This window comes from Methanoregula sp. (genome assembly GCF_050010295.1).
Taxonomy (GTDB): domain Archaea; phylum Halobacteriota; class Methanomicrobia; order Methanomicrobiales; family Methanospirillaceae; genus Methanoregula.
On sequence record NZ_JBEKLH010000003.1, the window covers coordinates 22,910 to 44,678 of the forward strand.

General features: G+C 53.6%; 23 protein-coding genes and 1 tRNA gene. 6 read left to right on the plus strand and 18 right to left on the minus strand.

Annotation, left to right across the window (positions count from 1 at the left end; translation table 11 throughout):
* Position 1: 1 nt before the first annotated feature.
* Complete coding sequence (gene rfbF / locus ABSB80_RS05110) at positions 2 to 1,384, minus strand: glucose-1-phosphate cytidylyltransferase (RefSeq protein ID WP_428368836.1); 1,383 nt, start codon at positions 1,382 to 1,384, stop codon at positions 2 to 4.
* Between the two features lie 476 nt (positions 1,385 to 1,860).
* Positions 1,861 to 1,945: transfer RNA gene (locus ABSB80_RS05115), tRNA-Leu, on the minus strand.
* 236 nt (positions 1,946 to 2,181) lie between these two features.
* Here ABSB80_RS05115 and trpY point away from each other — a divergent pair.
* Complete coding sequence (gene trpY / locus ABSB80_RS05120; RefSeq protein WP_428369186.1) at positions 2,182 to 2,682, plus strand: TrpY family transcription regulator; 501 nt, start codon at positions 2,182 to 2,184, stop codon at positions 2,680 to 2,682.
* Between the two features lie 358 nt (positions 2,683 to 3,040).
* Here trpY and ABSB80_RS05125 read toward each other — a convergent pair whose 3' ends face one another.
* On the minus strand, positions 3,041 to 4,462 hold the full coding sequence (locus ABSB80_RS05125) for a zinc ribbon domain-containing protein (RefSeq protein WP_428368838.1): 1,422 nt from the start codon (positions 4,460 to 4,462) through the stop codon (positions 3,041 to 3,043).
* A 101-nt stretch (positions 4,463 to 4,563) separates the two neighbouring features.
* Positions 4,564 to 5,943 carry a hypothetical protein gene (locus tag ABSB80_RS05130; RefSeq protein WP_428368840.1) on the minus strand — a complete coding sequence of 460 codons (1,380 nt, stop codon included), beginning with the start codon at positions 5,941 to 5,943 and terminating at the stop codon, positions 4,564 to 4,566.
* 370 nt (positions 5,944 to 6,313) lie between these two features.
* On the opposite strand from ABSB80_RS05130, the gene ABSB80_RS05135 reads away from it, so the two are divergent.
* Entirely contained in the window at positions 6,314 to 7,879 is a 1,566-nt protein-coding gene (locus ABSB80_RS05135; protein ID WP_428368842.1) for a PKD domain-containing protein, read from the plus strand.
* 136 nt (positions 7,880 to 8,015) lie between these two features.
* On the opposite strand, the gene ABSB80_RS05140 is transcribed toward ABSB80_RS05135, so the two are convergent.
* The 5 genes from ABSB80_RS05140 to ABSB80_RS05160 form a co-directional block, all read right to left on the minus strand.
* Positions 8,016 to 8,414 (minus strand): pyridoxamine 5'-phosphate oxidase family protein, encoded by a 399-nt coding sequence (locus ABSB80_RS05140; RefSeq protein ID WP_428368844.1) that lies wholly within the window; start codon positions 8,412 to 8,414, stop codon positions 8,016 to 8,018.
* A gap of 179 nt (positions 8,415 to 8,593) precedes the next feature.
* The gene (locus ABSB80_RS05145) at positions 8,594 to 10,000 is read right to left on the minus strand and encodes a hypothetical protein (RefSeq protein ID WP_428368846.1); all 1,407 of its coding nucleotides are present in this window, start codon (positions 9,998 to 10,000) and stop codon (positions 8,594 to 8,596) included.
* The gene (locus ABSB80_RS05150; protein ID WP_428368848.1) at positions 9,993 to 10,718 is read right to left on the minus strand and encodes an ABC transporter ATP-binding protein; all 726 of its coding nucleotides are present in this window, start codon (positions 10,716 to 10,718) and stop codon (positions 9,993 to 9,995) included. Before ABSB80_RS05150 ends, ABSB80_RS05145 begins: the two co-directional genes overlap by 8 nt.
* A complete protein-coding gene (locus ABSB80_RS05155; RefSeq protein ID WP_428368850.1) occupies positions 10,715 to 11,347 on the minus strand; it encodes a TetR/AcrR family transcriptional regulator in 633 nt (210 codons plus the stop codon). The genes ABSB80_RS05150 and ABSB80_RS05155 overlap by 4 nt, the downstream gene beginning before the upstream one ends.
* Positions 11,340 to 12,581: an aldo/keto reductase gene (locus tag ABSB80_RS05160; protein ID WP_428368852.1), complete on the minus strand. Its 1,242-nt coding sequence runs from the start codon at positions 12,579 to 12,581 to the stop codon at positions 11,340 to 11,342. Before ABSB80_RS05160 ends, ABSB80_RS05155 begins: the two co-directional genes overlap by 8 nt.
* 200 nt (positions 12,582 to 12,781) lie before the next feature.
* Here ABSB80_RS05160 and ABSB80_RS05165 point away from each other — a divergent pair, with 200 nt between their 5' ends.
* The 4 genes from ABSB80_RS05165 to ABSB80_RS05180 all read left to right on the plus strand — a co-directional run bounded on the left by ABSB80_RS05165 (position 12,782) and on the right by ABSB80_RS05180 (position 14,795).
* The gene (locus tag ABSB80_RS05165; protein WP_428368853.1) at positions 12,782 to 13,231 is read left to right on the plus strand and encodes a B-box zinc finger protein; all 450 of its coding nucleotides are present in this window, start codon (positions 12,782 to 12,784) and stop codon (positions 13,229 to 13,231) included.
* A 13-nt stretch (positions 13,232 to 13,244) separates the two neighbouring features.
* A complete protein-coding gene (locus tag ABSB80_RS05170) occupies positions 13,245 to 13,565 on the plus strand; it encodes a B-box zinc finger protein (protein ID WP_428368855.1) in 321 nt (106 codons plus the stop codon).
* Positions 13,566 to 13,648: 83 nt separating this feature from the next.
* A complete protein-coding gene (locus tag ABSB80_RS05175) occupies positions 13,649 to 13,987 on the plus strand; it encodes a DUF2085 domain-containing protein (protein WP_428369188.1) in 339 nt (112 codons plus the stop codon).
* 427 nt (positions 13,988 to 14,414) lie between these two features.
* Positions 14,415 to 14,795 carry a hypothetical protein gene (locus ABSB80_RS05180; RefSeq protein ID WP_428368857.1) on the plus strand — a complete coding sequence of 127 codons (381 nt, stop codon included), beginning with the start codon at positions 14,415 to 14,417 and terminating at the stop codon, positions 14,793 to 14,795.
* Positions 14,796 to 14,855: 60 nt separating this feature from the next.
* Here ABSB80_RS05180 and sucD read toward each other — a convergent pair whose 3' ends face one another.
* The 9 genes from sucD to ABSB80_RS05225 all read right to left on the minus strand — a co-directional run bounded on the left by sucD (position 14,856) and on the right by ABSB80_RS05225 (position 21,695).
* A complete protein-coding gene (gene sucD, locus ABSB80_RS05185; protein ID WP_428368859.1) occupies positions 14,856 to 15,734 on the minus strand; it encodes a succinate--CoA ligase subunit alpha in 879 nt (292 codons plus the stop codon).
* The gene (locus ABSB80_RS05190; protein ID WP_428368861.1) at positions 15,731 to 16,816 is read right to left on the minus strand and encodes a succinate--CoA ligase subunit beta; all 1,086 of its coding nucleotides are present in this window, start codon (positions 16,814 to 16,816) and stop codon (positions 15,731 to 15,733) included. Before ABSB80_RS05190 ends, sucD begins: the two co-directional genes overlap by 4 nt.
* Entirely contained in the window at positions 16,813 to 17,352 is a 540-nt protein-coding gene (locus ABSB80_RS05195) for a 2-oxoacid:ferredoxin oxidoreductase subunit gamma (RefSeq protein ID WP_428368863.1), read from the minus strand. The genes ABSB80_RS05190 and ABSB80_RS05195 overlap by 4 nt, the downstream gene beginning before the upstream one ends.
* Positions 17,349 to 18,137: a thiamine pyrophosphate-dependent enzyme gene (locus tag ABSB80_RS05200; protein WP_428368865.1), complete on the minus strand. Its 789-nt coding sequence runs from the start codon at positions 18,135 to 18,137 to the stop codon at positions 17,349 to 17,351. Before ABSB80_RS05200 ends, ABSB80_RS05195 begins: the two co-directional genes overlap by 4 nt.
* Complete coding sequence (locus ABSB80_RS05205) at positions 18,134 to 19,237, minus strand: 2-oxoacid:acceptor oxidoreductase subunit alpha (protein WP_428368867.1); 1,104 nt, start codon at positions 19,235 to 19,237, stop codon at positions 18,134 to 18,136. Before ABSB80_RS05205 ends, ABSB80_RS05200 begins: the two co-directional genes overlap by 4 nt.
* On the minus strand, positions 19,234 to 19,506 hold the full coding sequence (locus ABSB80_RS05210; protein ID WP_428368869.1) for a 4Fe-4S dicluster domain-containing protein: 273 nt from the start codon (positions 19,504 to 19,506) through the stop codon (positions 19,234 to 19,236). Before ABSB80_RS05210 ends, ABSB80_RS05205 begins: the two co-directional genes overlap by 4 nt.
* A gap of 57 nt (positions 19,507 to 19,563) precedes the next feature.
* Complete coding sequence (locus ABSB80_RS05215; RefSeq protein WP_428368871.1) at positions 19,564 to 20,139, minus strand: FumA C-terminus/TtdB family hydratase beta subunit; 576 nt, start codon at positions 20,137 to 20,139, stop codon at positions 19,564 to 19,566.
* Entirely contained in the window at positions 20,136 to 20,972 is an 837-nt protein-coding gene (locus tag ABSB80_RS05220; RefSeq protein WP_428368873.1) for a fumarate hydratase, read from the minus strand. Before ABSB80_RS05220 ends, ABSB80_RS05215 begins: the two co-directional genes overlap by 4 nt.
* A gap of 183 nt (positions 20,973 to 21,155) precedes the next feature.
* Complete coding sequence (locus ABSB80_RS05225) at positions 21,156 to 21,695, minus strand: hypothetical protein (RefSeq protein ID WP_428368875.1); 540 nt, start codon at positions 21,693 to 21,695, stop codon at positions 21,156 to 21,158.
* Positions 21,696 to 21,769 lie beyond the last annotated feature (74 nt).

Below are 21,769 nucleotides of genomic sequence, written 5' to 3' on the forward strand. Positions count from 1 at the left end.
ATTAATCATCCCATACTCTCCATGGGGCATTCGGGGTTTGCCACAAGGAGTTGAGAAGTTCCAGTTCCCGGTACGTGTCACAGCACTGCCAGAACCCTTCATGGGGGAACATCATGAGTTCATTATCTGCCGCCAATTGTTCGATGGGTTCCTTCTCGAGTATACAGTTGTCATGGTCGTCCAGATAGGAAAAGAAATCCTTCTTGAAAACAAAGAAACCCCCGCTGACAAAACCACCCATCGTTTGTGGCTTCTCACTGAATTGTTTTACACAGTGAGAATCAGTACACAGTTCGCCAAACCGGGACACCGGGTGTATCCCGGTGACAGTCCCGATCTTTCCATGGGACTGGTGAAATGCAAAAAGTTTGCTGATATCAATATCGGCCACAGCATCGCCGTACGTCAGCATGAATGTATCGTCATCGATATATTTTTCAATCTTTTTAACCCGTGCGCCGGTCTGTGATCTTTCACCGGTTTCAGCAAGGGTGACATTCCAGTCGCGCTCTGTGTGGTCATTGTGGAGAGTAATATTACAGCGGTCTCCCAGGTTTACCGTAAAATCGCTGTTCATGACCTCATAATTCAAAAAATAATCCTTGATCATGGCGCCTTTATAACCCAGGCAGATGATAAAATCTTTAAATCCGTAATAACTGTAAATTTTCATTATATGCCATAATATCGGTCTATTGCCAACTTGAACCATCGGTTTTGGCCGGTATTCCGTCTCTTCACGGAGCCGTGTCCCCAGACCCCCTGCCAAGATTACTACTTTCATGAGAAATCCGTGTATAATTAAGAATTTGAGATATTTAAATCGAATCTGTTTTAATTGTCGTGATTTTAGTTTGGATAAACCGGCGTTTATTGTCAAGCTTGAAAAAAGTCGGTCAGATTTTTTCGATTTTTTTTGAATATGTCCCAACCGCTCCTCAAAACAGGATAACCGGAGCCTGCACCGGGCTTCTTCTGGACAGGGTCCGGGCAGTCCTAAAAATAGAGTGGGGAGGGTCTTACAATCATCACGACAAATCCGGCCCTGAATCAGCCCCCGATTTCCCGGTTCGCGATCCCGGTTTCCGGTTCCATAGGAAGCAATGTCCACACCCATGAAAAATAGTGTTTTAATTGCGTTTTTTCCCGGACAAATTGTTTTCCTGGGTTTTTGACCCTGCAAAATAGCGGCCCTGCAGCAGACCCGGAAAACGGGCGGTAATTCAGATCGGTTCCCGGGACGATAGACTACGGAAAGGCCCTTGGCAGCCGTTTTTTGAAAAATGCCGGAAAACACATTATAATCGGGTATTTTTGAGAATTTTCTGATTATATCCGTTTTCGGGCGGTTCAACCGCAGGAAGTCCTTCAGGAAAATATTCACGAACTGAGTCCGACCTGATAGAAGGAGTCACCGTCCAGCCGCAGCAGAGTATAAGCGAAGGATCAGAAAATTATGATTTCAACAGAGCCGACTATACGTATATCCGATCCGATTTTCTTCATTGACCCGCCAGAAGACACCCCCGTGCTCAAGAGCGATACACACGGGATGGAGCGGAGTTCATCATCCTGTGCAACAGGAGACAAATCGGGAAGGGCGAGTTGACTAAATTTTTTAAAAGCCACACGTCGAATACGGTCTCCCGCCCGGGGGATGGCGGGATGGTTCAACGGTCCATACCTCTGCCTTCCCTTGGGCAGATCCAGATGAGGTACCCGCGATCGATTTCAGACAGGCCGGAGTTTGTAACCTGGTACTTTGAGCGCGTAACGCAGTACGATCAGCAGTGCAGGTATTCGTAAAAGTTCTCAGAAAACTCTGAACAGATGAGAAGAGATCTGGCCCCGGGGGACGAATGCGAGGGATGGGATTCGAACCCAAGAACTCCTACGAGACTAGGCCCTCAACCTAGCGCCTTTGACCTGGCTTGGCTACCCTCGCTCTGTGCCATATCAAAGAGGTTGTCTATCTAATAAAATCTTATGTAAGTTGATGCGGGATACGGAAACGAGATCCAGAACCACGCTGGAACGATCTGCGGGATACAGAATAGCTGAACGAATACGATCTGCATCCCCGTTGCTCCAGGCAGAATAAAAAACGCGTGAATTCACCGGCACTGGTGCAGCATGGAGAACATAGATGTATATTTATAAGCGTCATACCCAGTGGTGAGTATGTGGTCAGATATCATCCACGAATTTGCCGACTCGCCCTCGCAGAATCGCGTGGTGAGGTTCCTCTTAGAGAACGGGTTTGGGGTAACGGAAGACGGGCGGATCAGCTGCAACGGGATCGAAGTGCCGGCAACTGCCGTGGCCAAGGTTATCGGTTCCGACCGGAGGGTCGTGGACTCCACCGCGCGGCGCATCCTTGAGCGCCCGATGCTGCGGGACATCTTTCTCAACATGCGGGCAACGCCGGACCTGAGCAGGGTCGCAGAATCGCTGGGGTTCTTTGTCATCACGGTCCTGCCGAAGAATGCCAGTGAGCGGGGCATCGTTGGTGCGGCAGTCAGGGTGCTGTCGGAGCACTCCGTTGCAATCCGCCAGATCTTCGTTACCGACCCCCAGTTTTCCGAAGAGCCAAAACTGGTTATCATTATAGAGGAGTCCCCCCCGGCCGGTGTGGTCGAACAGATCCGGGCGCTGCCTCAGGTAAAACAGGTCATAATCTGAAAAAAAATGCTCTGTAGAAATCATCGGTTTTTATCATACACGCTCTTTTGGGAGACCGCTGTTCCCCAAGGGAAGAGCAGGCTGGAGAATGCAGCATCTCATCAGAGATGTGGCAGAGGGAGTTTGGAAAAACTCCCTCTTGTCAAAAGTCATCAGACTTGAGACAGGGAGAAGACCGTAAGTCTTCGATCGAACTCGTCAGAGTTCTTCGATTTCCGAGGAGGTCCATCAGGACCTCGAAGATAAGAAGCACTCGTTAGAGTTCTTCGATCTGAGAGAGGGGGTCACCCTCCTAACCGGGGCAGAGTATAAGAAAATGATTTAGAAAAATAAGGTTTCAGCAGAGCAGAAAATCCCATCACCGTCTCAGGAATTTGTGAAGGATTGTCATCTCGCTGCCTTTTGGCGCCTTCCTGACGGGAGGCCTCACCGGTCTCTCCTCCTCGGGTTCATCTTCGTCGGATTCCTCTTCCCGGGCCGGCCGGTGTTCATTGGGGGGCGGATCTGTTCTTGTCGCTCTTTTTTCAGGAGTCGTTACTGAATGGCTGGTATGCGGTAACGTCCTTCCCTGGTTCAGTTTTGTGCCACACCCCGGGCAGAAATTTGCTGCATGGGGGAGCTTTTTTCCACAGTTATGGCAGAACTGGGGCGTATCTCCTCCCTCTTCCTGTGCAGGCTTTTCCTGATACGTTTCCTCCACAACAGGACGACGGGAGGAAACTGGTTCGTTCCCGGGCTCGCTATCCTGCAATTGTCGCCGCACAGGTTCAACAACAGAACGTTTCACCGGTTGCGGAGTCTGCTGCGGGAATGGCTTGACAGCCCCTTTCATTGCGACTTTCATGACTGACTGGACTTCGGGCTTTCTTACCGGTTTGACCTCTGAACCCTTGACCGGAGGGATCTCCCGGGTGTATCCCGTGGCAACGACTTTTTTCACAGGTTCAGCCACCTGCCGCACCTGCATCCGTTTTGGAGGCATCACAATTTCAGGCTCAGGTTCCGGTTCAGGTTCCGGTTCAGGTTCCTGCCCGGGCCCGGATTCCGGTTCTGCCTGGGGAACTTTATACAGCGAAAGGAGCCGTTTGACCGGGGGCTGCTTTTCGTGATCCTTCACCGGCTTCCTTGTCGGTTGGAGTTCCTGCTTACGCGCCGGTCTGTCAAACGGACGGTCAGATATCGGTTCTTCCGCTGGCATTGCGGGCTCAGCTGAAGTCTTCCTTGCAGGTTTGTCGGAGGGGTGGCTGTTCTGAAGCAGGGAGATCCATTCGTCAATCTCTGCCGAACGATCCATACCGTTCTGGACAAAGACAAGTTTCATTGTTTTGATCTCTTCATCCGGCGATCGAATGGACAGGACGAGGACAGGGTCTGAGTTTTCAGAGAGCTCGACGATGCTTCCTGCTATCGTATCAAGCGCGACATCCTTGGCGGTAACCTTGAGTTTCTTTTCCTGGGTATCGATCAGGAAGACGCGCTTGTCGGTCAGGTATGCATGGAAGAAAAATTTTTTGACTGATACATTGAGGGAACCGATACGGATCTGTTCGCCAGGCTGAAGGTATGCTGAAAGACCACCTTCCTCTTCATCCTCATTTCCGGGCTCATCTGCATGGTGTTGTATATGCTCTCCCCCTTTACGGACCGGAGTGCCTCCAGAGACAGGCGGTTTGCTCCCTGCAGCTGCAGATTTCCCCGGATGACTGGGTATTTTATTGCCGCAATAGCCGCATTCCACGATATTATCCCGTACATTCATCCCGCAATATGGGCATTTCATCAGTGAGCTCCGATCCACGGTATCCGGACTTGATAACTATAATGTTCTCATTGGATAAGAAAAATTCTCTGATCGGTACTCCTGAGCGTTCTGCCATTTTTTCAAGGGTCATGAGCACCGGTCGAAGCAGCTCCAAGTGTTTCGGCAATGTGCAGACGCTCCTGATCATCAGCTACGCAGTGGAGAAATATCCCGGCATCTTTCTTTCTGGCAACCAGAAGGGAGTTGATCCTGCACCGTATGCTGTCTCCATCGCGATAACAGTCATGCGAGGATACGCGGCCCAGGTACTCATCGATCATCTTCCGGAAGCTGTCATCGCAGCAGCCTGCATGGACAATTCTCCCGTCTTCGACTACCAGAAAGATTCCTTTTTTTCCTGCTTCATCGCATTCCTTCATCCGGAAACTGCCGTATTTTTCATCGCCATAAGGATTGAGGAATTCACGATAGAAGGGGTCGTGCCGTTCCTTGCGTTCCCACAGGAACAGACCGACCCTGAGAGAAAGGTACCGGGAGTATCGGGCAAGGACAGGCTCTTTGAGGTGACGATAAGGGGGGAGTTCAAGAATTTCATGGAGTGACTTTTGTGCCCAGGTAAAAATATCATTCTTCGCCCCCCCGGAAAATATCAGGCAGGCGGGTCTGAAATAGAGGGTTTTCTGGCCGCACTGAACTGCACCGGAACCGTCCTTCATGGGGAGAAAAACCCCGAAGTTGGCCTTTTTGCCCGGTTCATGCAGGTCTTCCTTGCCGGGATCTTTTCTTGGTTTTTGTGAGACCCTGCCGGTATTTCGCGCGATGGCCGACCAGGTCTCAGGCGGATATGTCTTGTCAAGGTTGGATTTCCATAGCGGGTCCCGCACAATGGCTACCGATACCAGGCGGAACTGTTCCCCGGCAGGGACGAATTTCGCACCGCAATATGAACACTCAATGAAATATTCTGTGTACGGCAGACCAAACAACTGCCTGCCGGAGACACGGCTGAGTGATCCGGTCCTGCAGACCGGACAGAGATTCATCCATGATAATGACAGGGAACTGGATCCGGAGTCGGCAACGGTCATAACGGTCTTCAGCGGTTCGGAATACCCATGCCAGGTCCAGGATGGCAGCAGCCGTATCCCCCGGACCTTCCGGTGCGAGCTGAGGTCAAGTACCTCGGTCTTTTCAGCGATGTGGGCACGGCACAATATTTCAGCGATCACCGCGGATGTCGGGCGCCCGTCGATGTTCAGCCGCTGCTCAAGACACCGGTCAAGTCCTTCCGGCATATGGGATGCAATCATTGCTTTTGCTACGATGGCGAGAGTCTTTGAGAATTCCGCGTTGAGGCACTCAAGCGTGATGCCCACCAGTTCCTCAGTCACCCGGACTCCGTCCCGTTCAAATGGCAGTGGTGCTACGTGTCTGTTCACGGCATCGCATGCAAGAGCGCGAAGGTCGCGTGGGATCGGGAAGAACTGCGGCGCTGTCATGTTCGGTGTATTTCTCACGTTTGACCTCCATCAGGATAACCATTCGCCTTGAACAAGTACCTGACAAAGAGATTACCTGGGCCGGACCCGGGTCAGTCCTGGATCCCTTTACAAGGCAATAGAATTAGCGGGTGAAATTAACCTGTACCAGGGAATGTCTGTCATTCCGGAAATCATCTCATATTTCCGGTGACAAATGGAAAAAGACAGATACGCTGTACCCCCACGGGGGTTTCCGGTCCCGGATTGCTCAAACGCCATCGGCAACTATTTAATAACAATTCGTAATATCTAATTTCCAGAGAGATGGAGATATGCAGATCTTGTCGTGTTATGTATCCGGAGTAAAACGATCGTTGGATGGGAACCTATGAAAACGACAGGTATCTGGCTTGTGCTCTTTGCCATCATGCTGTTCATACTCCCTGTGTCAGCTGATCAGACCCCCCCGGTTGCGGCGTTCGCATCAAATATCACCACGGGGCAGGCGCCGATGACGGTTCAGTTCATCGATGTATCGAGCAATGGGCCGTCTTCCTGGACATGGACATTCGGAGATGGAGGAACAGCATCGCTCCAGAACCCTGTGCACACGTATCTGACGCAGGGAACGTACACAGTTTCGCTCACCGTTACCAATGCGGCCGGGAGTAACACGAATACGGTATCCAATTACATTACGGCGAACAAGCCGGTACCTCCGGTTGCCTCCTTCACCGCAAACATAACCTACGGTACCGTGCCTTTTACGGTTAATTTCACCGATACTTCTTCCAATTCTCCATCCGCGTGGGCCTGGTCATTCGGTGACGGTGGGTGGAATACCTCCCAGAACCCGTCGCACACGTACACGATCCCCGGTACGTACACGGTATTGCTCACCGTGACCAATTATGGTGGCAGTAACACCTATTCTGACACGAACTTCATCACGGCAAATAAGGCATTGGCTCCGGTAGTCTCATTCGGCGCGAATACAACCTCGGGAACGGTGCCCCTCGCAGTCGGTTTCACGGATCTGTCCTCCAACTCCCCCACTGCATGGGCCTGGTCATTCGGTGACGGCGGCACGTCAGCCCTCCAGAACCCGGTTCACACCTACACAACCCCAGGAACGTACACGGTCTCGCTCACGGCAACAAATTATGGCGGGAGTGCGTCCACGGTCAGTTCAGGGTATGTGGGAGTAACCGCACAACTGCCCCCGGTTGCGGCATTCACCTCGAACAAAACTTCCGGATCGGCACCTCTTTCAGTAACCTTCAACGACACATCCACCTACTCCCCCTATGCATGGGCCTGGTCGTTCGGTGACGGCGGCACCTCGACCCTCCAGAACCCGGTGTACACCTACACGACCCCGGGAACGTTCACGGTCTCGCTTACGGCTACAAATTATGGCGGCAACAAGAGCGTGACCAAGTATAACTATACTACCGTGAACCCGGCACCCCCTGTCGCTTCCTTCACTTCCGATCTGACTTCCGGACCCACCCCCTTCACGGTGAGTTTCTCGGACACGTCTTCCAACAACCCGACGGCATGGACATGGGGATTCGGTGACGGCACAACATCTCCCCGGCAGAACCCGTCGCACACGTATTCCGTTCCGGGAAAATATTCGGTTTCGCTCATTGCGGTCAATGGCGGAGGCAGCGACTCAGTGACAAAGACCGGGTATATAACTGCTGTTGCGCCCTCAGCCCAACAAACAACAGCAACGGTTTCCCCGACATCAACCGTAGTGAATACCACAACAACAGCCCCGGTACCAACGACCGGCCAGAACGGTCCTGCGTCATCAGCACAGGACATATCATCCTGGGCTCTTCCGGCCCTCATCATCATCGTCATTCTCTTCATTGGTGCCGGAATACTTCACCTGCTCAGGAAAAAACCCGAACAACGCGGACGCCACCGGGGAGGAGACCTCTGAAACTGAGGAGGACCCCTGAAAACCAGGGAACTTTTTTTTAATAACACACTCTTGACTGTGGATGAATCAAAAAAGAAAATTTGGCTGTTAAGGTCTAAATCCCCAAATTTGAACCTCTAAAACAATTGAAATTAGTTCAGAGTATCTTCTTCCCGGCATCGGTTCCGGGCTTCACGTGGTAGACCTCGGCGACCTTCATGACGACCGCGGACTTCGGTGCGAGGTGGGGCCTGACTTCCTTCATCCACGCCACATCCTGCCGGAAGATCTCGTCATTCGTGTGGATGGTCACCGGCCCCTTGATCTGGAAGCCGCCCTTCTCTCCCCACCAGGAGAGGGCCACCACCGGGTTCTCCGCTATGTTCTGCATGGTCTTGTGGAAGTACTGGTCCGATATGAGCAGGGTTTCATCATCGAGGAGCTTGAATGCCCCGATCGGGACGACGTTTGGCACGCGGTTCTTCGATGATGTCGCCAGGAACACGGTCTTTGTCCCGGTCAGCGACTCACTGATCTCCGTTGTCAGTGCGACCATTGCTGTCTTCTCCGGATAAGTATTACTCGACAAAGGGCATTAAGGATTGCAGTATTCTTTTTGAAACTAACCAGATACTTGTGAATAAACAGTTCTAACTTTTTTAAAAAAAAGACAAAAACACCCGGGGCTGCAGTTACCCGGAGCATATCAGAAAAAGATACTCTTGGCAAAAAAAATCAAAATCCTGCCGGGTCGACCGCATCCCACTTTACCTTTGCTTTCCTGACAACCAGCCACGCCGGCATGATGAGGATAACCGATACAAATGCGTAATCCGGACTGGCAAATGCCAGGCCGGTAAGGATCGTGAGGGCAATACCGACAACGACAATATACGTGAAGAGGACTTTCACGTCATATACCAGCACACTGGGGGAGAGCCCGGTAAGCCAGACGGTAACTGCAACCGAATAGAACGAGACCGAAAGGCAGAGGACTGCGGCAGGGATCAGATAGAGCAGTTCTCCGGAAAGGGTCGCGACGACCGCAATAAATACAGCGGGCACCAGCTGCAGCAGGGAAAAGCTGGTGATCTTACTCTCGATCAGCGTGCTGACAGCGACCGGCAGGCAGGCATACGGGCCGAAGGTATCGAACATCGTGACCCATGTGTACATGGTCGACCCGATCACGCCAGTGAGAATGGCAAACATGAACAACAGGCCATGCGGGGGCAGGTACCGCCCGAGCAGGGAGAGGAAGAACCAGATCACGCCGAGCGGGATGAGGAACGAGAAAAGCGTCTGACCGACCACGCTCCCGCTTCGGTACATGTCGATCATGTCCTTTGCGGCAAGCGGCGGGTGGGGGAAGAATGACAGGTTCTGTACAAGAGGTGCAAATGCGTTGGTGAATTTTTTGGCGGGCCCCGAATATTCAGGGCTGAAAAGCATGATTGACGCACCGAAAAGGACGATAAGGATCGCGCATGAAACGAGGAGATTGACCAGCGTAAACGACGAATAGAGCAGGAGCGGAGGGAACAGGAGAGCCGGGTTCATACCGGTTACAACCGCCAGCGTTCCCCACCCTGAACCGAGCACGAGAACGAGCAGCCAGAGTGCACGTTTTGAGCGGGCGTAGACTGCAGAAAGGAAAAATATCACGCACAGACCGAAAAGGAAGGAGAGCGTCAGGGTGAGGAGGAGCAGGAGGGCCTGCAGCAGAGTCACCCCGGTGAACGGGGACGCAGCGATATACCCTAGACCGAAGGGGAAGACCCACAGGAAGAAGTAGTAAACTGTGTCCTTGATGACAAAATTGAGAAAGATGAACCGCTCCGGGAGCGGCAGGCTCCGGGCGGAATACGAGAGGAGGCTTGCCTGCCCGAACCGCCGGTTCATGACTTCGCCTGCCAGGAGCCCGAACGCGCCGACCATGAACCCGAGCAGGAGGAAGTTTGCATGGATGACAAGCGCAAGGTTGCCGGAGGGAAGCGCAGTCCGCATCAGGGGGAGGAGGAACGAGCCCATGAACGCGATCCCGAAGATCATGACCGGGAACATGGCAAAGGAGAAGCTCCCGAACATGGTGGAATGGATACGCCACTCCTCTTTCATCATGCCGATGAACAGTTCAAGCATGGCGATCCTTCCGGACAAGCGAGAGGAAGAAGTCGGATAGGTGCTCGTTTCTCCCTGTCAGCTCAGCAACCGGCCCGGTATGCAGCAGTTTCCCCTTGTGCAGGATCGCAAAACCTGAACAGATCTCCTCAGCCACCTCGAGAATATGGGTCGAGATGAAAATCGTCCTGCCGGATTTGACATACCCCGACAGGTACTCCTTGACCACGTCCTGCATAATCGGGTCGAAGTTGATCAGCGGTTCATCGATGAGAGCGAGCGCCGGTTCATGGATGAAAGCCTGGGCAAACATCAGTTTCTGGCGGGTCCCCCGGGACAGGTCCTTGCAGAGTACATCTTTCTTGTCCCCGAAATCAAGGAAATCAAACCACCAGTCTGCACGTTTCGTCACATCCGGTATGTTCCGGATCGCGCCTACGAAATCCAGGTACTCCATGGCAGTCAGGAAGCTGGGAGGGGTCTCCTGTTCGGGGATTATCCCCACCTTTTCACGGACCTTGACCGGGTTTTGTACAACATCAAGGCCGAGAACCGTTGCTGTGCCACCGGTCGGCCGGGTCTGGCCCGTCAGCATCCTGATCATCGTCGTCTTGCCCGACCCGTTGGGGCCGAGAAGGCCGAACAGGGCTCCTTCCCCGACAGCCAGGGTCACGTGATCGACTGCCTTTACTTCCCCATAGGTTTTCGACAGGTCCTTTGTCTCCAGAATTGTCGTCATGGTGTCATCTTCCTCTTTTTCTTATTCCTGCTTCCTTTCCGTACTCCATCCGGTTCTGCCCGGAGACCGTTCCAGATGATGTCAAGCCCCTCTTCGATGAGGTTCTCCCGCTCGCCCGGGTCTTCCGTGCAGGAGATCCGGGAGCCCAGTCCGGAGAGGGACGTTGCCATCATGCTGAAGATGAGGTGGGGATCGCAGTCCCGGATCACGCCCTCATGGATCCCGTCCGCCACGAGATCCTTCAGGAACAGGAACCGGGACATCCCCTCCTCCTGGGCAGTGGTGGATACAAACGGCGAGTGCGCGAAGAGTTCCAGGAACTTCATCTTCTCCGGGTACACTGCCCCCCACCCAACCGCGTTCCTGCCGATCCGGTGGAGCTTGTCCCTGACCCCGGGTTCCTCTCCGAGCCCCCGGCACATCGCTGCCGCGGCTTCGGCCTTGATCCGGCAGTAGAGTGTATCGATGAGATCCTCCTTGGTCCTGAAATAGAAGAAAAGGGTCCCTGTCGCGACCCCTGCTTCCTTCGATATCATGGATGTCGGTGTGCCAAAGAAGCCCCGTTCGGTGAACAGGGTGAGTGCCGTATCCAGGATCGCCTCCTGTTTGTCATTCCCCTTATCAGGCATGAGGGGTCTCACCGGTTATTGCCCGGCGTACCCTGCCGGCCCTGTTCACGCACCAGAGTACCCCCCGGAGGACCGGCACGGCAACGCCCATCATCCCTTCCATCTCCTTTGAGACATCCTTCATCAGGGATGGGATCGGGAGGTGCTGCGGACAGGCTTTTGCACACTTTCCGCACTGCCGGCACAACCCGGCATGGGACCTGTCACCGATCAGGCCGCCATGTCTCCCGATATACTGGAACTTTGCCGTCCTGTCATGAGGGAAGAGTGCATGAGAATTATAGCTTGCAAAACAACCGGGGATATCAACCCCGGCCGGGCATGGCATGCAATAGCCGCAGCCCGTGCACCCGACCTTCATCAGCCGCCGGTATTCATCCCTCACCCTTCCGATGAGCACGTGTTCATCGCCGGAAAGGGACTCCGGAAGGGCACTGTCTGCAACCCGCAGGTTTTCATCGATATGGGCTTCATCGTTCATACCTGAGAGGACAACGGTCACTTCCGGGTGGTCCCAGACCCAGCGGAGGCCCCATTCGGCCGGTGACCGTCTGAGCGGTGCTTCGTCCCAGAACTTCTGGATCGACGGAGGAATCCGGCCGGCAAGGTTTCCCCCCCGCAGGGGCTCCATGACGATGACGGCCAGCCCTTTCTGTGCGGCGTACCTGAGCCCTTCGGTCCCCGCCTGGTTCTGCTCATCGAGGTAATTGTACTGGATCTGGCAGAACTGCCAGTCATAGGCATCGATGATCTCCCTGAAGGCGGAGAGATTGTCGTGGAACGAGAAGCCCGCATTCCGGATCCTCCCGTCTCTCTTTGCGGCGTCGAGGAATTCGAGGACACCAAGACCACGAAGCTTTTCAAAACTGCTCCTGCCCAGACTGTGGAGCAGGTAGTAATCGATGTGGTCGGTCTGCAGGGTCTTCAGCTGCGCGTCAAGGATACGGTCCATGTCGGCACGCTCGTACACGGACCAGTGGGGGAGTTTCGTGGCAATCCGGACTTTTTCCCGGTAGCCGCCGGCAAGCGCCCTGCCCAAAACCTGCTCGCTCTTCCCGAGGTGATAGACGGGCGCTGTGTCAACATAATTGATACCTCCATCGATCGCGTGCCGGATCTGGCGGGTGGCGCGTTCTTCGTCAATTCCTCCGGTTCGTGTCGAGGGAAGACGCATGCAACCGAAGCCGAGGATAGAGAGGTTGTCACCCGTTTTTGGAACTGTTCGGTAGAGCATTACCAACACCTTCTAAATTGACTAGTCAGTCAGTTATCAGCGTTTATATTTAAAGGTGTGGATATTTTCTACGGGGGTCCCGGAAAAGGGCCTCTTGATGCAAGGGGGTCCCTAAATAATTTGCACGTTTCCAAAGGACCTTTTCGGCAGGGAAAAAATATTCTGTATATAAACTAAAAATAAATTGTAAAACAATTAAAATGGAAATTATTAAAGCGCAAGAAAGGATTGAGTATACTATGGACTGCTGCAATCATCCCAATAAAGAAGCTCAAGGCATTTGCGTTAATTGCGGTAAACCCTATTGTGCAGATTGTCTCGTACAAATAGATGATAAAAACTATTGTAAGGATTGTATCAGAAGAAAGGTAGAAGACAAGACCCAGTATTACCCTCATTCGATGCAACAGCAGCAGCAACAGGATTCTGACGCTTTCCCCAATCTGGTTACACTGGATTTTACAAATCTACATCTCGCATTTATCGCATTGGTATTATTTTTAGTGTCTATTGCCATTTTCGCTTTTTCCGGAGGAAATCTCTATATGGGTCTGCTTGGAACAGTGCTCCTGATAGCCGCACTAGCTGTCGGATTTTATTATGCACTGGTACTGCTCAAAGAAAAAGAAAAAACAAAGATGAAAAATTAGGTTGGAGATATGAATGAAATGCCAGAATCATCCTGATAAAGAAGTAAAAGGCGCTTGTGTTGGCTGCGGTAATTTTTTCTGTGAAGACTGTTTGACCCAGATCCACGGGAAAAATTATTGTAAGAAATGCATTGTTGAACTGGCTGAGAAAACCACGCAGGAAAGAGCAAATCCGCCTGCGGCTCAACCAATCATTATTCAGCAAAACCAACAGCAACAGCAACAACAGCAGCAAAAACCAAAAAAGGATAGTGAATGGGGAACAGTCATCCTTGTCTGTTGTATATTGTTGTTCATCTTTTTCCTGATCGGATGGGGGATGTCACACCACTGAGGTTATGAAAATACCTCATTATTTTCATTTTTTTTCCCGATATAATGAAAATTTTTACAAAATGGGAAGAGCGTATTGGCCCGATGTTATACATAACCATAAAAAAACGAACATTTGGCTTTTGCATCTGCCACCGGAGAAAAGACCGGTCATTTCATTTTTTTGGGCTGGAAAATGTCTTATGTTCCCGGTGTCTGGGATCCTTGATAGGTGGGATATCCGCAATTATCGCAGGATTTTGGGGATTCGTTTTTCCCATCTTCTGGGCTGTCATTTTTGTTATTCCCCTGATATTGGATGGACTATATCAGGCATTTTCCCAAAGGCAAAGTAATAATCTGACGAGGTTTATTACCGGGTTATTGTGCGGATGGGGAATTGTGTTTATCGGAATGTTTTGTGGGGGTCTTATTCATTGGTGATTGCGGTTCAGTTACTTCCTCACATAGGGGGATGAACGCCGCCGCCCCCGACGGGGCGCCCCCGCGGCGGTTCAATAACTTTTCATTATTGGATATAGGTTAAATGAGTAGCGCAAAACCCGATAGGCGTTTTGCGCGTATGGCATCGCTACGAACAAATCAACTATGAGCGGCTATATCTCGTCCGTCTATACGTTCACAGATTTCATTCACGGGAAACAACGGAAGGGAGTCCAAGCGACCCAAGAAGAAAAGCCCTCGCTATAAACCGGGAGATCGGCAGACACACGGCTATCAAAAACCATTAGAATGTCGAAGATGCACAGAAAGAATACACTAAAAAAATGCAACGCGAATATCGAATCCGAAAAAAACAATGCGAAAAAGAATTGAAGAAGAAGAGATTACCGGCTTGCGATGAATAATTATGGAACCTGATGTAATGAATCTTATCGAAGCGATTTCCGTTTTAATTTTTTTCTGCTTCATATTATTAGTATTTGCAAAAATTGTGGGGATATTCGTTCAGCCCCAATCAAACAGAGAGAAAAATCATATTTACGTCATGACCCTCCTTACAATATTTTTTACGGTTATTGGCGTTGTAATGATTCTCGGTTATGGTTTGTTTTCAATTTTATCGAAAGGATTCGGACCAGATCCGTTGACATTTATATCTAGTCAATTAACTAGCCCACAATTTTTAAGTGGACTTGCATTATATGGCATAGGTGTTGCATTGGGTTCATTTACAGAAACTGAAAAAAATCAAAAACAACTTCTCGACGCCATTAAAATGAAAAAATAAGTTATTTTCAAAATATTTATTACTTTATTCACAGTTAATTATGTAATTTTCTAAAAAATTTCAGCACCGGCACCGGAACAGCTCACGCACCATCTCCGGTATTTCGGATACCCGGGACGCGACCGGGACGCCGTGTTTTTTGAGCCGGGCAATCTTCGAGCGGGCATCCCCTTCCCCGCCCTCGACAATTGCACCTGCATGGCCCATCCTCTTGTCGGGCGGTGCAGAAACTCCGGCGATATAGGAGACAATCGGGAGGTCCGTGGCCTTCGCCCCCTCCTCTTCGAGGTTCCCGCCCACTTCCCCGATCAGGACGACCGCCCTGGTCTGGGGATCGTTTTCGAAGCGCTCAAGCACATCGACAAATGTCTGGCCGATCACCGGGTCGCCGCCGATTCCGATGACGGTGCTCTGGCCGATGCCGGCCCGGGTGAGCTCGTCCACTACTTCATAGGTCAGTGTGCCTGATCGGGAGATCACCCCCACATTCCCGCGGGAGAAGAGCCCCGCCGGCATGATCCCCATCTTCACTTCGCCGGGAGACAACAGGCCCGGGCAGTTCGGCCCGATCACGCTGGCGCCCTCCATCCGCGCATAGGCGATCGCTTTCATCGTATCGTGCACCGGGATGTGCTCGGTGATGCAGACGATGGCAGGAATACCGGCGTTTGCCTCCTCCATGATGGCATCGCCTGCCGCAGCGGCGGGGACGAAGATAACGGCAGCACCGATGTCATACTCGCGCATCGCTTCCTTTACGGTATTGAAAACCGGGACACCGTGCACCTGCTGGCCGCCTTTTCCCGGCGTCACGCCGGCAACGACCCCTTTGCCCCCGACCTGCCGTGCGTAGGCATTCATCAGGCCGATATGGAACTCGCCCTGCTTCCCGGTGGCGCCCTGCACGAGGATTCCCGTATTCCTGTCGCCGTAGATCATGCGGTCACCTCAACGGCTTTCTTTACGACAAGTTCCATCGTGTCGAGCATCTCGTAGCCCTTCTCAGAGAGGAGCTTCTTCCCTTCGGCCTCGTTCGTTCCCGCAAGCCGGACTATCACCTTCTGGGGGATTCCTGCGGCAATGATCCCCTTTGCCACTTCATCACATTTCGTGATCCCGCCAAGGAGGTTCACCACGATAACCCTGACCGAAGGCACGCTTGCCACCAGCCTGACGGCGTGCATCACCCGATCGCTCTCGGCACCGCCGCCGACATCGAGGAAATTCGCCGCCCTGCCGCCATAATATTCTATAAGGTCAAGGGTCGCCATCGTGAGCCCGGCCCCGTTCCCGATGACGCCGATCGCACCATCGAGCTCGACATATGAGAAGCCCTGAGTCTCGGCCTCACGCTCGCGGTCGGTCAGGTCCCGGTTTACTTTGATGCCCTGCCGGCCCAGCGCATTGTCGTCGACAATGATCTTGGCGTCGGCCGCAAAGACCCCCTGCGGCGTGGCGACGAGGGGGTTGATCTCGGCGAGGAGGGCATCCTTTTCAAGGAATATCCGGTAGAGCCTGCTGATAACCGGCCCGATCTCCTTTGGCGCGCTGCCAACAAGTTCGCGGATCATGAAGGGGGGGATGTCCCGCATGAGCGGTGAGACCATCACTTTCCGGATCGCACTAGGCTGTTCTTTTGCCGTTATCTCGATGTCCACTCCACCAGCCTCGGTGAAGAGGATAAGAGGCTGCCTGCCTGCCCGGTCAACCGTGATCGAGAGGTAATACTCATGCTGGATGGACAGGCGCTGTTCGGCAAGGATCTCCTTCACGGGCAGGCCCTTGATCTGCTTGGTGAACAGTTCCTGTGCAACGGTAACACCCGTGGCTTTGTCGGCCATCAGGATGCCCCCGGCCTTTCCCCTGCCGCCGACATCCACCTGCGCCTTCAGTACAAACACTTCGCCAAGTTCGTCAAGATAGGGAGCAAGTTCAGCTGCCGACCGGATGAGAAAACCTGCCGGGACGGATATCCCGCTCTCCCGCAGGACCTTTTTTGCCTCGTATTCCCGTAACTTCATGGTGTGTTCAGCCCTTTGGCCAGTTCAATGCCTTTTTTCATCGCCCTGATATTCAGCGCCTCGGTGCCTTTGGGCACGGAGTCGAGGATCGCCTTTTCGAGTGCCGCTTCACTCACCACACGCGTCGATGCCACGAGCGCCCCGAGCATCACGATGTTTGCGACAATGTCCCTCCCGAGCGTCTCTTTTGCCTCCCGGGTGGCCGGGATCTCAAAACAGGTGCATTTCGGCCGGGAGTGGACGAGCGTGGTATCGACCAGCATCACGGCAGGGTCAACCGCGTCGCCACCGTACTTCTCGAACCCTTCCTGCGACATGATCACGTAGATGTCGGGTGTCGCCACTTTCGGGTAGAGGATCGGCGCATCGTCAATGATCAACGCACTCATCGATGCCCCGCCGCGGGCTTCCGGCCCGTAGACCTGGGTCTGCACGGCATACTTGTTGTCGTACATGACGGCGGCCCTGCCGAGGATGACCGCTGAGAGGATGATCCCCTGCCCGCCAAACCCGGAGAACCGTACCTCGTTTCTCATGGCTTCACCCCCAGGGCAGGACGGTTCCTGCGGAGGAGTTCCCCGACGACAAACATATCTGCTGGGATAAGCTCGCCCTGCTCCAGCATCCGGTCGCGTTTTGCTTTCAGGAGCGAGTGCGACCTAAGGTACTCCACGTGGTCCGCGACCTGCCTGAACTTGTTCCTGCGCCCGAACGCGGTCGGGCACTGGACCAGCGCCTCGATGAAGGAGAGCCCGGGAGTCTCGAGACCGGCCTTCACGGCCTTCTCGAGTTCCTTCACATGGTAGGATGTCCAGCGCGAGACATAGTTGGCCCCCGCAGCTATCGCCAGATCGCAGAGGTCGAACGGGGTTTCAGCGCATCCATACGGTGTGGTAGACGAGAGGCACCCCAGAGGCGTAGTCGGGCTGCCCTGCCCTCCGGTCATCCCGTAGATCTGGTTGTTCATGCAGACCACCGTGAGGTCGATGTTACGCCTGCAGGCATGGATGAAATGGTTCCCGCCGATCGCCGCCAGATCGCCGTCGCCCGTGAATACGACAACGTGGAGGTCCGGGTTTGCCATCTTCACACCGGTAGCAAACGCTATTGCCCGCCCGTGGGTCGTGTGGAGCGAGTCCGTGACGATGTAGCCGGGAGCCCGCGATGAACAGCCGATCCCCGAAACAAAGACTGTCTCCTCCTTCTTCCACCCCATCTGGTCGACTGCCGCGAGCGTGCAGTTGATGATCGTGCCGTTGCCACAGCCGGCACAGTAGATGTGGGGGAGACGGTCCTGGCGGAACCAGTCTTCGAAGCTCATCGTCCTGCCTCCAGGGCCGCTGCCAGCTCGGCGGGCGTGTGGAGTTCCCCGCCAAGTTTCGGGATGCTGACAACGGGGACATCCACATGCCGTTCGATCTCACGGGCGATCTGGCCGAGGTTCAGTTCCGGGACAAGGAACCTCCGGACGTTTTTGAATGCAGCCAGTGCCTTCTCCGGGAAGGGCCAGACCGTGCGGAGCCGCAGGAACCCGATATCCTGTGCGGCATGGTCGTGCATGACCTGCTGGACCGTGCGGACCGGCGCCCCGTACGCGATGAAGACGTCCTCTGCATCCGGGTTGATCGCATCATAGTCCGCGATGTCATGGCGGGCGGACTCGACCTTGTCCACGAGCCGCTGCACGAGCGCCGCGTGGAGTTTCGGGTTGGTTGCGCACGGGTACCCCCGTTCATCGTGGGTAAGACCGGTCACGTGGACCCCGTACCCTTTGCCGAACTGCGGGAAACCGGGGATGAGGTCGGCATCCGGCCGGAACGGGGGGGTGCCCCGCACCAGTTCCCGGCGCGGGACGTGATCGACCGTATCCGGGATGAGGATCTTCTCGCGCATGTGGCCCACGATCTCGTCCGCCATCAGGAATACCGGGACCCGGTAATGGTCGGCAAGGTTGAATGCCTTTGCCGTGAGCCCGTACATCTCCTGGACACTTGCCGGGCAGAGGGCGATGATGGAATAGTCGCCGTGCGATCCGAACCGGCACTGCATCATGTCACCTTGTGCGGCCAGGGTAGGCTGGCCGGTCGAGGGTCCTCCCCGCTGGACATTGACGATCACGCAGGGGGTCTCCGTCATTGCGGCAAACCCGATGTTCTCCATCATCAGGGAGAAGCCGGGACCGCTCGTTGCCGTCATCGCCCTCGCTCCGGTCCACGAAGCGCCGATCACCGAGGCGATGCTTGCGATCTCGTCCTCCATCTGGATGAAGACCCCGTTCTTCTTCGGGAGCTTTGCGGCCATGTGCTCGGCAATTTCCGTTGAGGGCGTGATCGGGTAACCGCCAAAGAACCGGCAGCCCGCCGCAAGCGCTCCCTCGGCACAGGCAGTATTCCCCTGCCAGAACTCAAGTCTCGACGTCAATATTCGATCGCCACCTTGTGGGGTTCGTACGGTTCTTCATCAATCCAGTGGATTGCCTGATCGGGACAGGTGAGCTGGCACACGCCGCAGAGCTGCCGCCCGTAGAGATGCCGCAGCCGGCAGTTTGTGCACCGTTCAGGACGGTCGAGTTCGGGCACCACAATGCCACGACGGTTGGGCCGCTTGCCTTCCCGGAAGATCTTATACGGGCAGACCTTTGTACAGAGATTGCAGCCCTTGCACCGGGTCTCGTCAATGGCGAGTTTCATGGGAAATTGAGTCCTGTCGTATTAGATTTCCATTGAGCTGAAAAAAACCTATGTGTTTCAACCCGGGCTGCCCGGGCCTTTCGAGCGGGAGAACTTGCGGAACGCTTCAGCCGCATGCGTCCGGGCAGCGTCAAAAATATCGTTGCCATGAGCATCGATGCCGACCACGAGCGGCAGCCTGTCAAGTTCGATCACCCAGACCGCCTCTGCCATCCCGAGGTCTTCGAAAAGAACACCCTTCAGGGTCATGTGAGACGATGCAAGTGCGGCACAGCCGCCGGTGAACGCGAAATAGACCCCCCGGTTCCTGAGCTGCCCGCGCACGGCCACGCCCATACCTCCCTTGCCAATGATCCCCCGGACGCCCCGTTCGATGAGAAAACCCGAGAGATCGTTCATCCGGGCAGAAGTGGTCGGGCCGGCGGCAAGGATACGGTTGTCCTGGACGATCGGGCCGCAGTGATAGATCACGGCCCCCTTCGGATCAAAAGGGATGCCCTCTTTCTGCATTCGGATATGTGCCTCGTCCCGCGCCGTGTAAACAGTGCCGGAGAGTTCGACCTGATCCCCTGCCCGGAGATCGAGGACTTCGTTCCCGAGAGGGATGTGCAGCTGGACCGTCTTTCTGCTCATCGCTTCACTTCCACGGTTGCATGCCGGTTTGCCCAGCACTGGACGTTCACGGCGACGGGAAGGGAGGCCGTATGGCACCCGGCAGTCTTCACCCTGACCGCAAGTGCGGTCGTATCGCCGCCAAGCCCCATGGGGCCGATGCCAAGCTTATTGACCGAGTCGCAGATCTGCTGCTCGAAGGCCGTCATCTCATCGACCGGGAGCAGCAGCGCTTCCTTCGCGAGCGATGCGGCAAGGTCGAAGGTGCCCCCGATCCCGACCCCGAGGAATACCGGCGGGCAGGGCCTGCCCTCGGCATGGAGCATCGTCTCTACGACGAATCCCTCTATGCCGTAGACATGCGAAGGGAGGAGCATCGCAATCCGGGAGCTGTTCTCCGCCCCGGCGCCCTTGGGAAGCACCGTCACAGTGAACCGCTCGCCGGGCCGGATATGGACTGCCGGCATGCCGTTGCCGGTATTATCCCCGGTATTGTGGCGGGTGATGGGGTCCACGACATTGGGGCGGAGTGGCACCTCTTTTGTCGCACGCCTGACACCTTCACCCACCGCCTCGTACAGGGCGTCTGAAACCGGGACATCCGGTGGGAGGGAGAGATAGACCACCGGTATACCGGTATCCTGGCAGAGGGGGACGCCGAGCTCCTCTGCCAGCCTGATATTCTGCAGGATATTGGCAAACTCTCCGCGGGCGACCGAGTTCGTCTCGGCAGCAGCAGCCCGCTCGATCGCCTGGATTACATCAGGGGGGAGCGTGATGGCAGCTTCGCGGAACGCCCGGAACGTGGCATCGGCAAGGGCTGACCAGACGTGATCGGTATCCGGCTTCTGCATCTATCTATACTGGTGAGCGGGGGGGTAATATAGAGATTGGGATAGACCGCAATTCTCATCGGGAATTGCGGGCTGGAGAAGAGTGCGAGGAATTCTGATAATGAAACATACAATCAACTGTGAATTGGCGAATTTTTTTATTTGTGATTTTTTTTAAATAATACACAATTAACTATAATATTTTCAAAGTAGTTTTACTAGTGCATAATCAAAGCAAAGCGAAGAAAATGCGATTATCGTTAAACCGAAAAAAATAATTGAAGTTAACCTCCATTTTATAGATTTATCATATTTGTTAACATTTTTTATCACGGTATTTTCTAAGGCTTCTAAAGCGTCTTTTTGCAGTTCGAGATAGTTATGTACTACCAATCTTTGCCAAGGGACACCCTCTATACAAAAAGGAATGGGTCGTGATATTACTAAAAAGCCAATAGAAGTCCAAATTGATATAAAGAGCGATATTGGTAAGAAGGACATGCATAATAATAAAAGGAATTTGTCAAACGGGAAATTGGAGAAAGGTATGCCATTAGGTAATACTACCGAAAATAGCGATAAATAGGCTAATACCAATACACCATTCGCAGCTAAAAGAAATCCAATAAAGTTATAATCGCTTTCACATTTTTTTATATGGTTTTTATAAAATCGATAGGTCATTTTTAAAACAAATTCATGGTTTCGCTCTGAATTGATTTTGTTGTCTTCGATAGATTCCATACATTCTTTCTATCCTAATTTAATATTTTCTGTTGGATTCATATTAGTTAAATTTAATTTAGATTTCGATAGCT

Bases quoted from the DNA above. Each gene is read 5' to 3' on its own strand.
- trpY (WP_428369186.1), top strand. From the start codon at position 2,182: ATGTGGTCAGATATCATCCACGAATTTGCCGACTCGCCCTCGCAGAAT.
- ABSB80_RS05125 (WP_428368838.1), bottom strand. From the start codon at position 4,462: ATGAAATGCCCATATTGCGGGATGAATGTACGGGATAATATCGTGGAA.
- ABSB80_RS05130 (WP_428368840.1), bottom strand. From the start codon at position 5,943: ATGACAGCGCCGCAGTTCTTCCCGATCCCACGCGACCTTCGCGCTCTT.
- ABSB80_RS05135 (WP_428368842.1), top strand. From the start codon at position 6,314: ATGAAAACGACAGGTATCTGGCTTGTGCTCTTTGCCATCATGCTGTTC.
- ABSB80_RS05140 (WP_428368844.1), bottom strand. From the start codon at position 8,414: ATGGTCGCACTGACAACGGAGATCAGTGAGTCGCTGACCGGGACAAAG.
- ABSB80_RS05145 (WP_428368846.1), bottom strand. From the start codon at position 10,000: ATGCTTGAACTGTTCATCGGCATGATGAAAGAGGAGTGGCGTATCCAT.
- ABSB80_RS05150 (WP_428368848.1), bottom strand. From the start codon at position 10,718: ATGACGACAATTCTGGAGACAAAGGACCTGTCGAAAACCTATGGGGAA.
- ABSB80_RS05155 (WP_428368850.1), bottom strand. From the start codon at position 11,347: ATGCCTGATAAGGGGAATGACAAACAGGAGGCGATCCTGGATACGGCA.
- ABSB80_RS05160 (WP_428368852.1), bottom strand. From the start codon at position 12,581: ATGCTCTACCGAACAGTTCCAAAAACGGGTGACAACCTCTCTATCCTC.
- ABSB80_RS05165 (WP_428368853.1), top strand. From the start codon at position 12,782: ATGGAAATTATTAAAGCGCAAGAAAGGATTGAGTATACTATGGACTGC.
- ABSB80_RS05170 (WP_428368855.1), top strand. From the start codon at position 13,245: ATGAAATGCCAGAATCATCCTGATAAAGAAGTAAAAGGCGCTTGTGTT.
- ABSB80_RS05175 (WP_428369188.1), top strand. From the start codon at position 13,649: ATGTTATACATAACCATAAAAAAACGAACATTTGGCTTTTGCATCTGC.
- ABSB80_RS05180 (WP_428368857.1), top strand. From the start codon at position 14,415: ATGGAACCTGATGTAATGAATCTTATCGAAGCGATTTCCGTTTTAATT.
- sucD (WP_428368859.1), bottom strand. From the start codon at position 15,734: ATGATCTACGGCGACAGGAATACGGGAATCCTCGTGCAGGGCGCCACC.
- ABSB80_RS05190 (WP_428368861.1), bottom strand. From the start codon at position 16,816: ATGAAGTTACGGGAATACGAGGCAAAAAAGGTCCTGCGGGAGAGCGGG.
- ABSB80_RS05195 (WP_428368863.1), bottom strand. From the start codon at position 17,352: ATGAGAAACGAGGTACGGTTCTCCGGGTTTGGCGGGCAGGGGATCATC.
- ABSB80_RS05200 (WP_428368865.1), bottom strand. From the start codon at position 18,137: ATGAGCTTCGAAGACTGGTTCCGCCAGGACCGTCTCCCCCACATCTAC.
- ABSB80_RS05210 (WP_428368869.1), bottom strand. From the start codon at position 19,506: ATGAAACTCGCCATTGACGAGACCCGGTGCAAGGGCTGCAATCTCTGT.
- ABSB80_RS05215 (WP_428368871.1), bottom strand. From the start codon at position 20,139: ATGAGCAGAAAGACGGTCCAGCTGCACATCCCTCTCGGGAACGAAGTC.
- ABSB80_RS05220 (WP_428368873.1), bottom strand. From the start codon at position 20,972: ATGCAGAAGCCGGATACCGATCACGTCTGGTCAGCCCTTGCCGATGCC.
- ABSB80_RS05225 (WP_428368875.1), bottom strand. From the start codon at position 21,695: ATGGAATCTATCGAAGACAACAAAATCAATTCAGAGCGAAACCATGAA.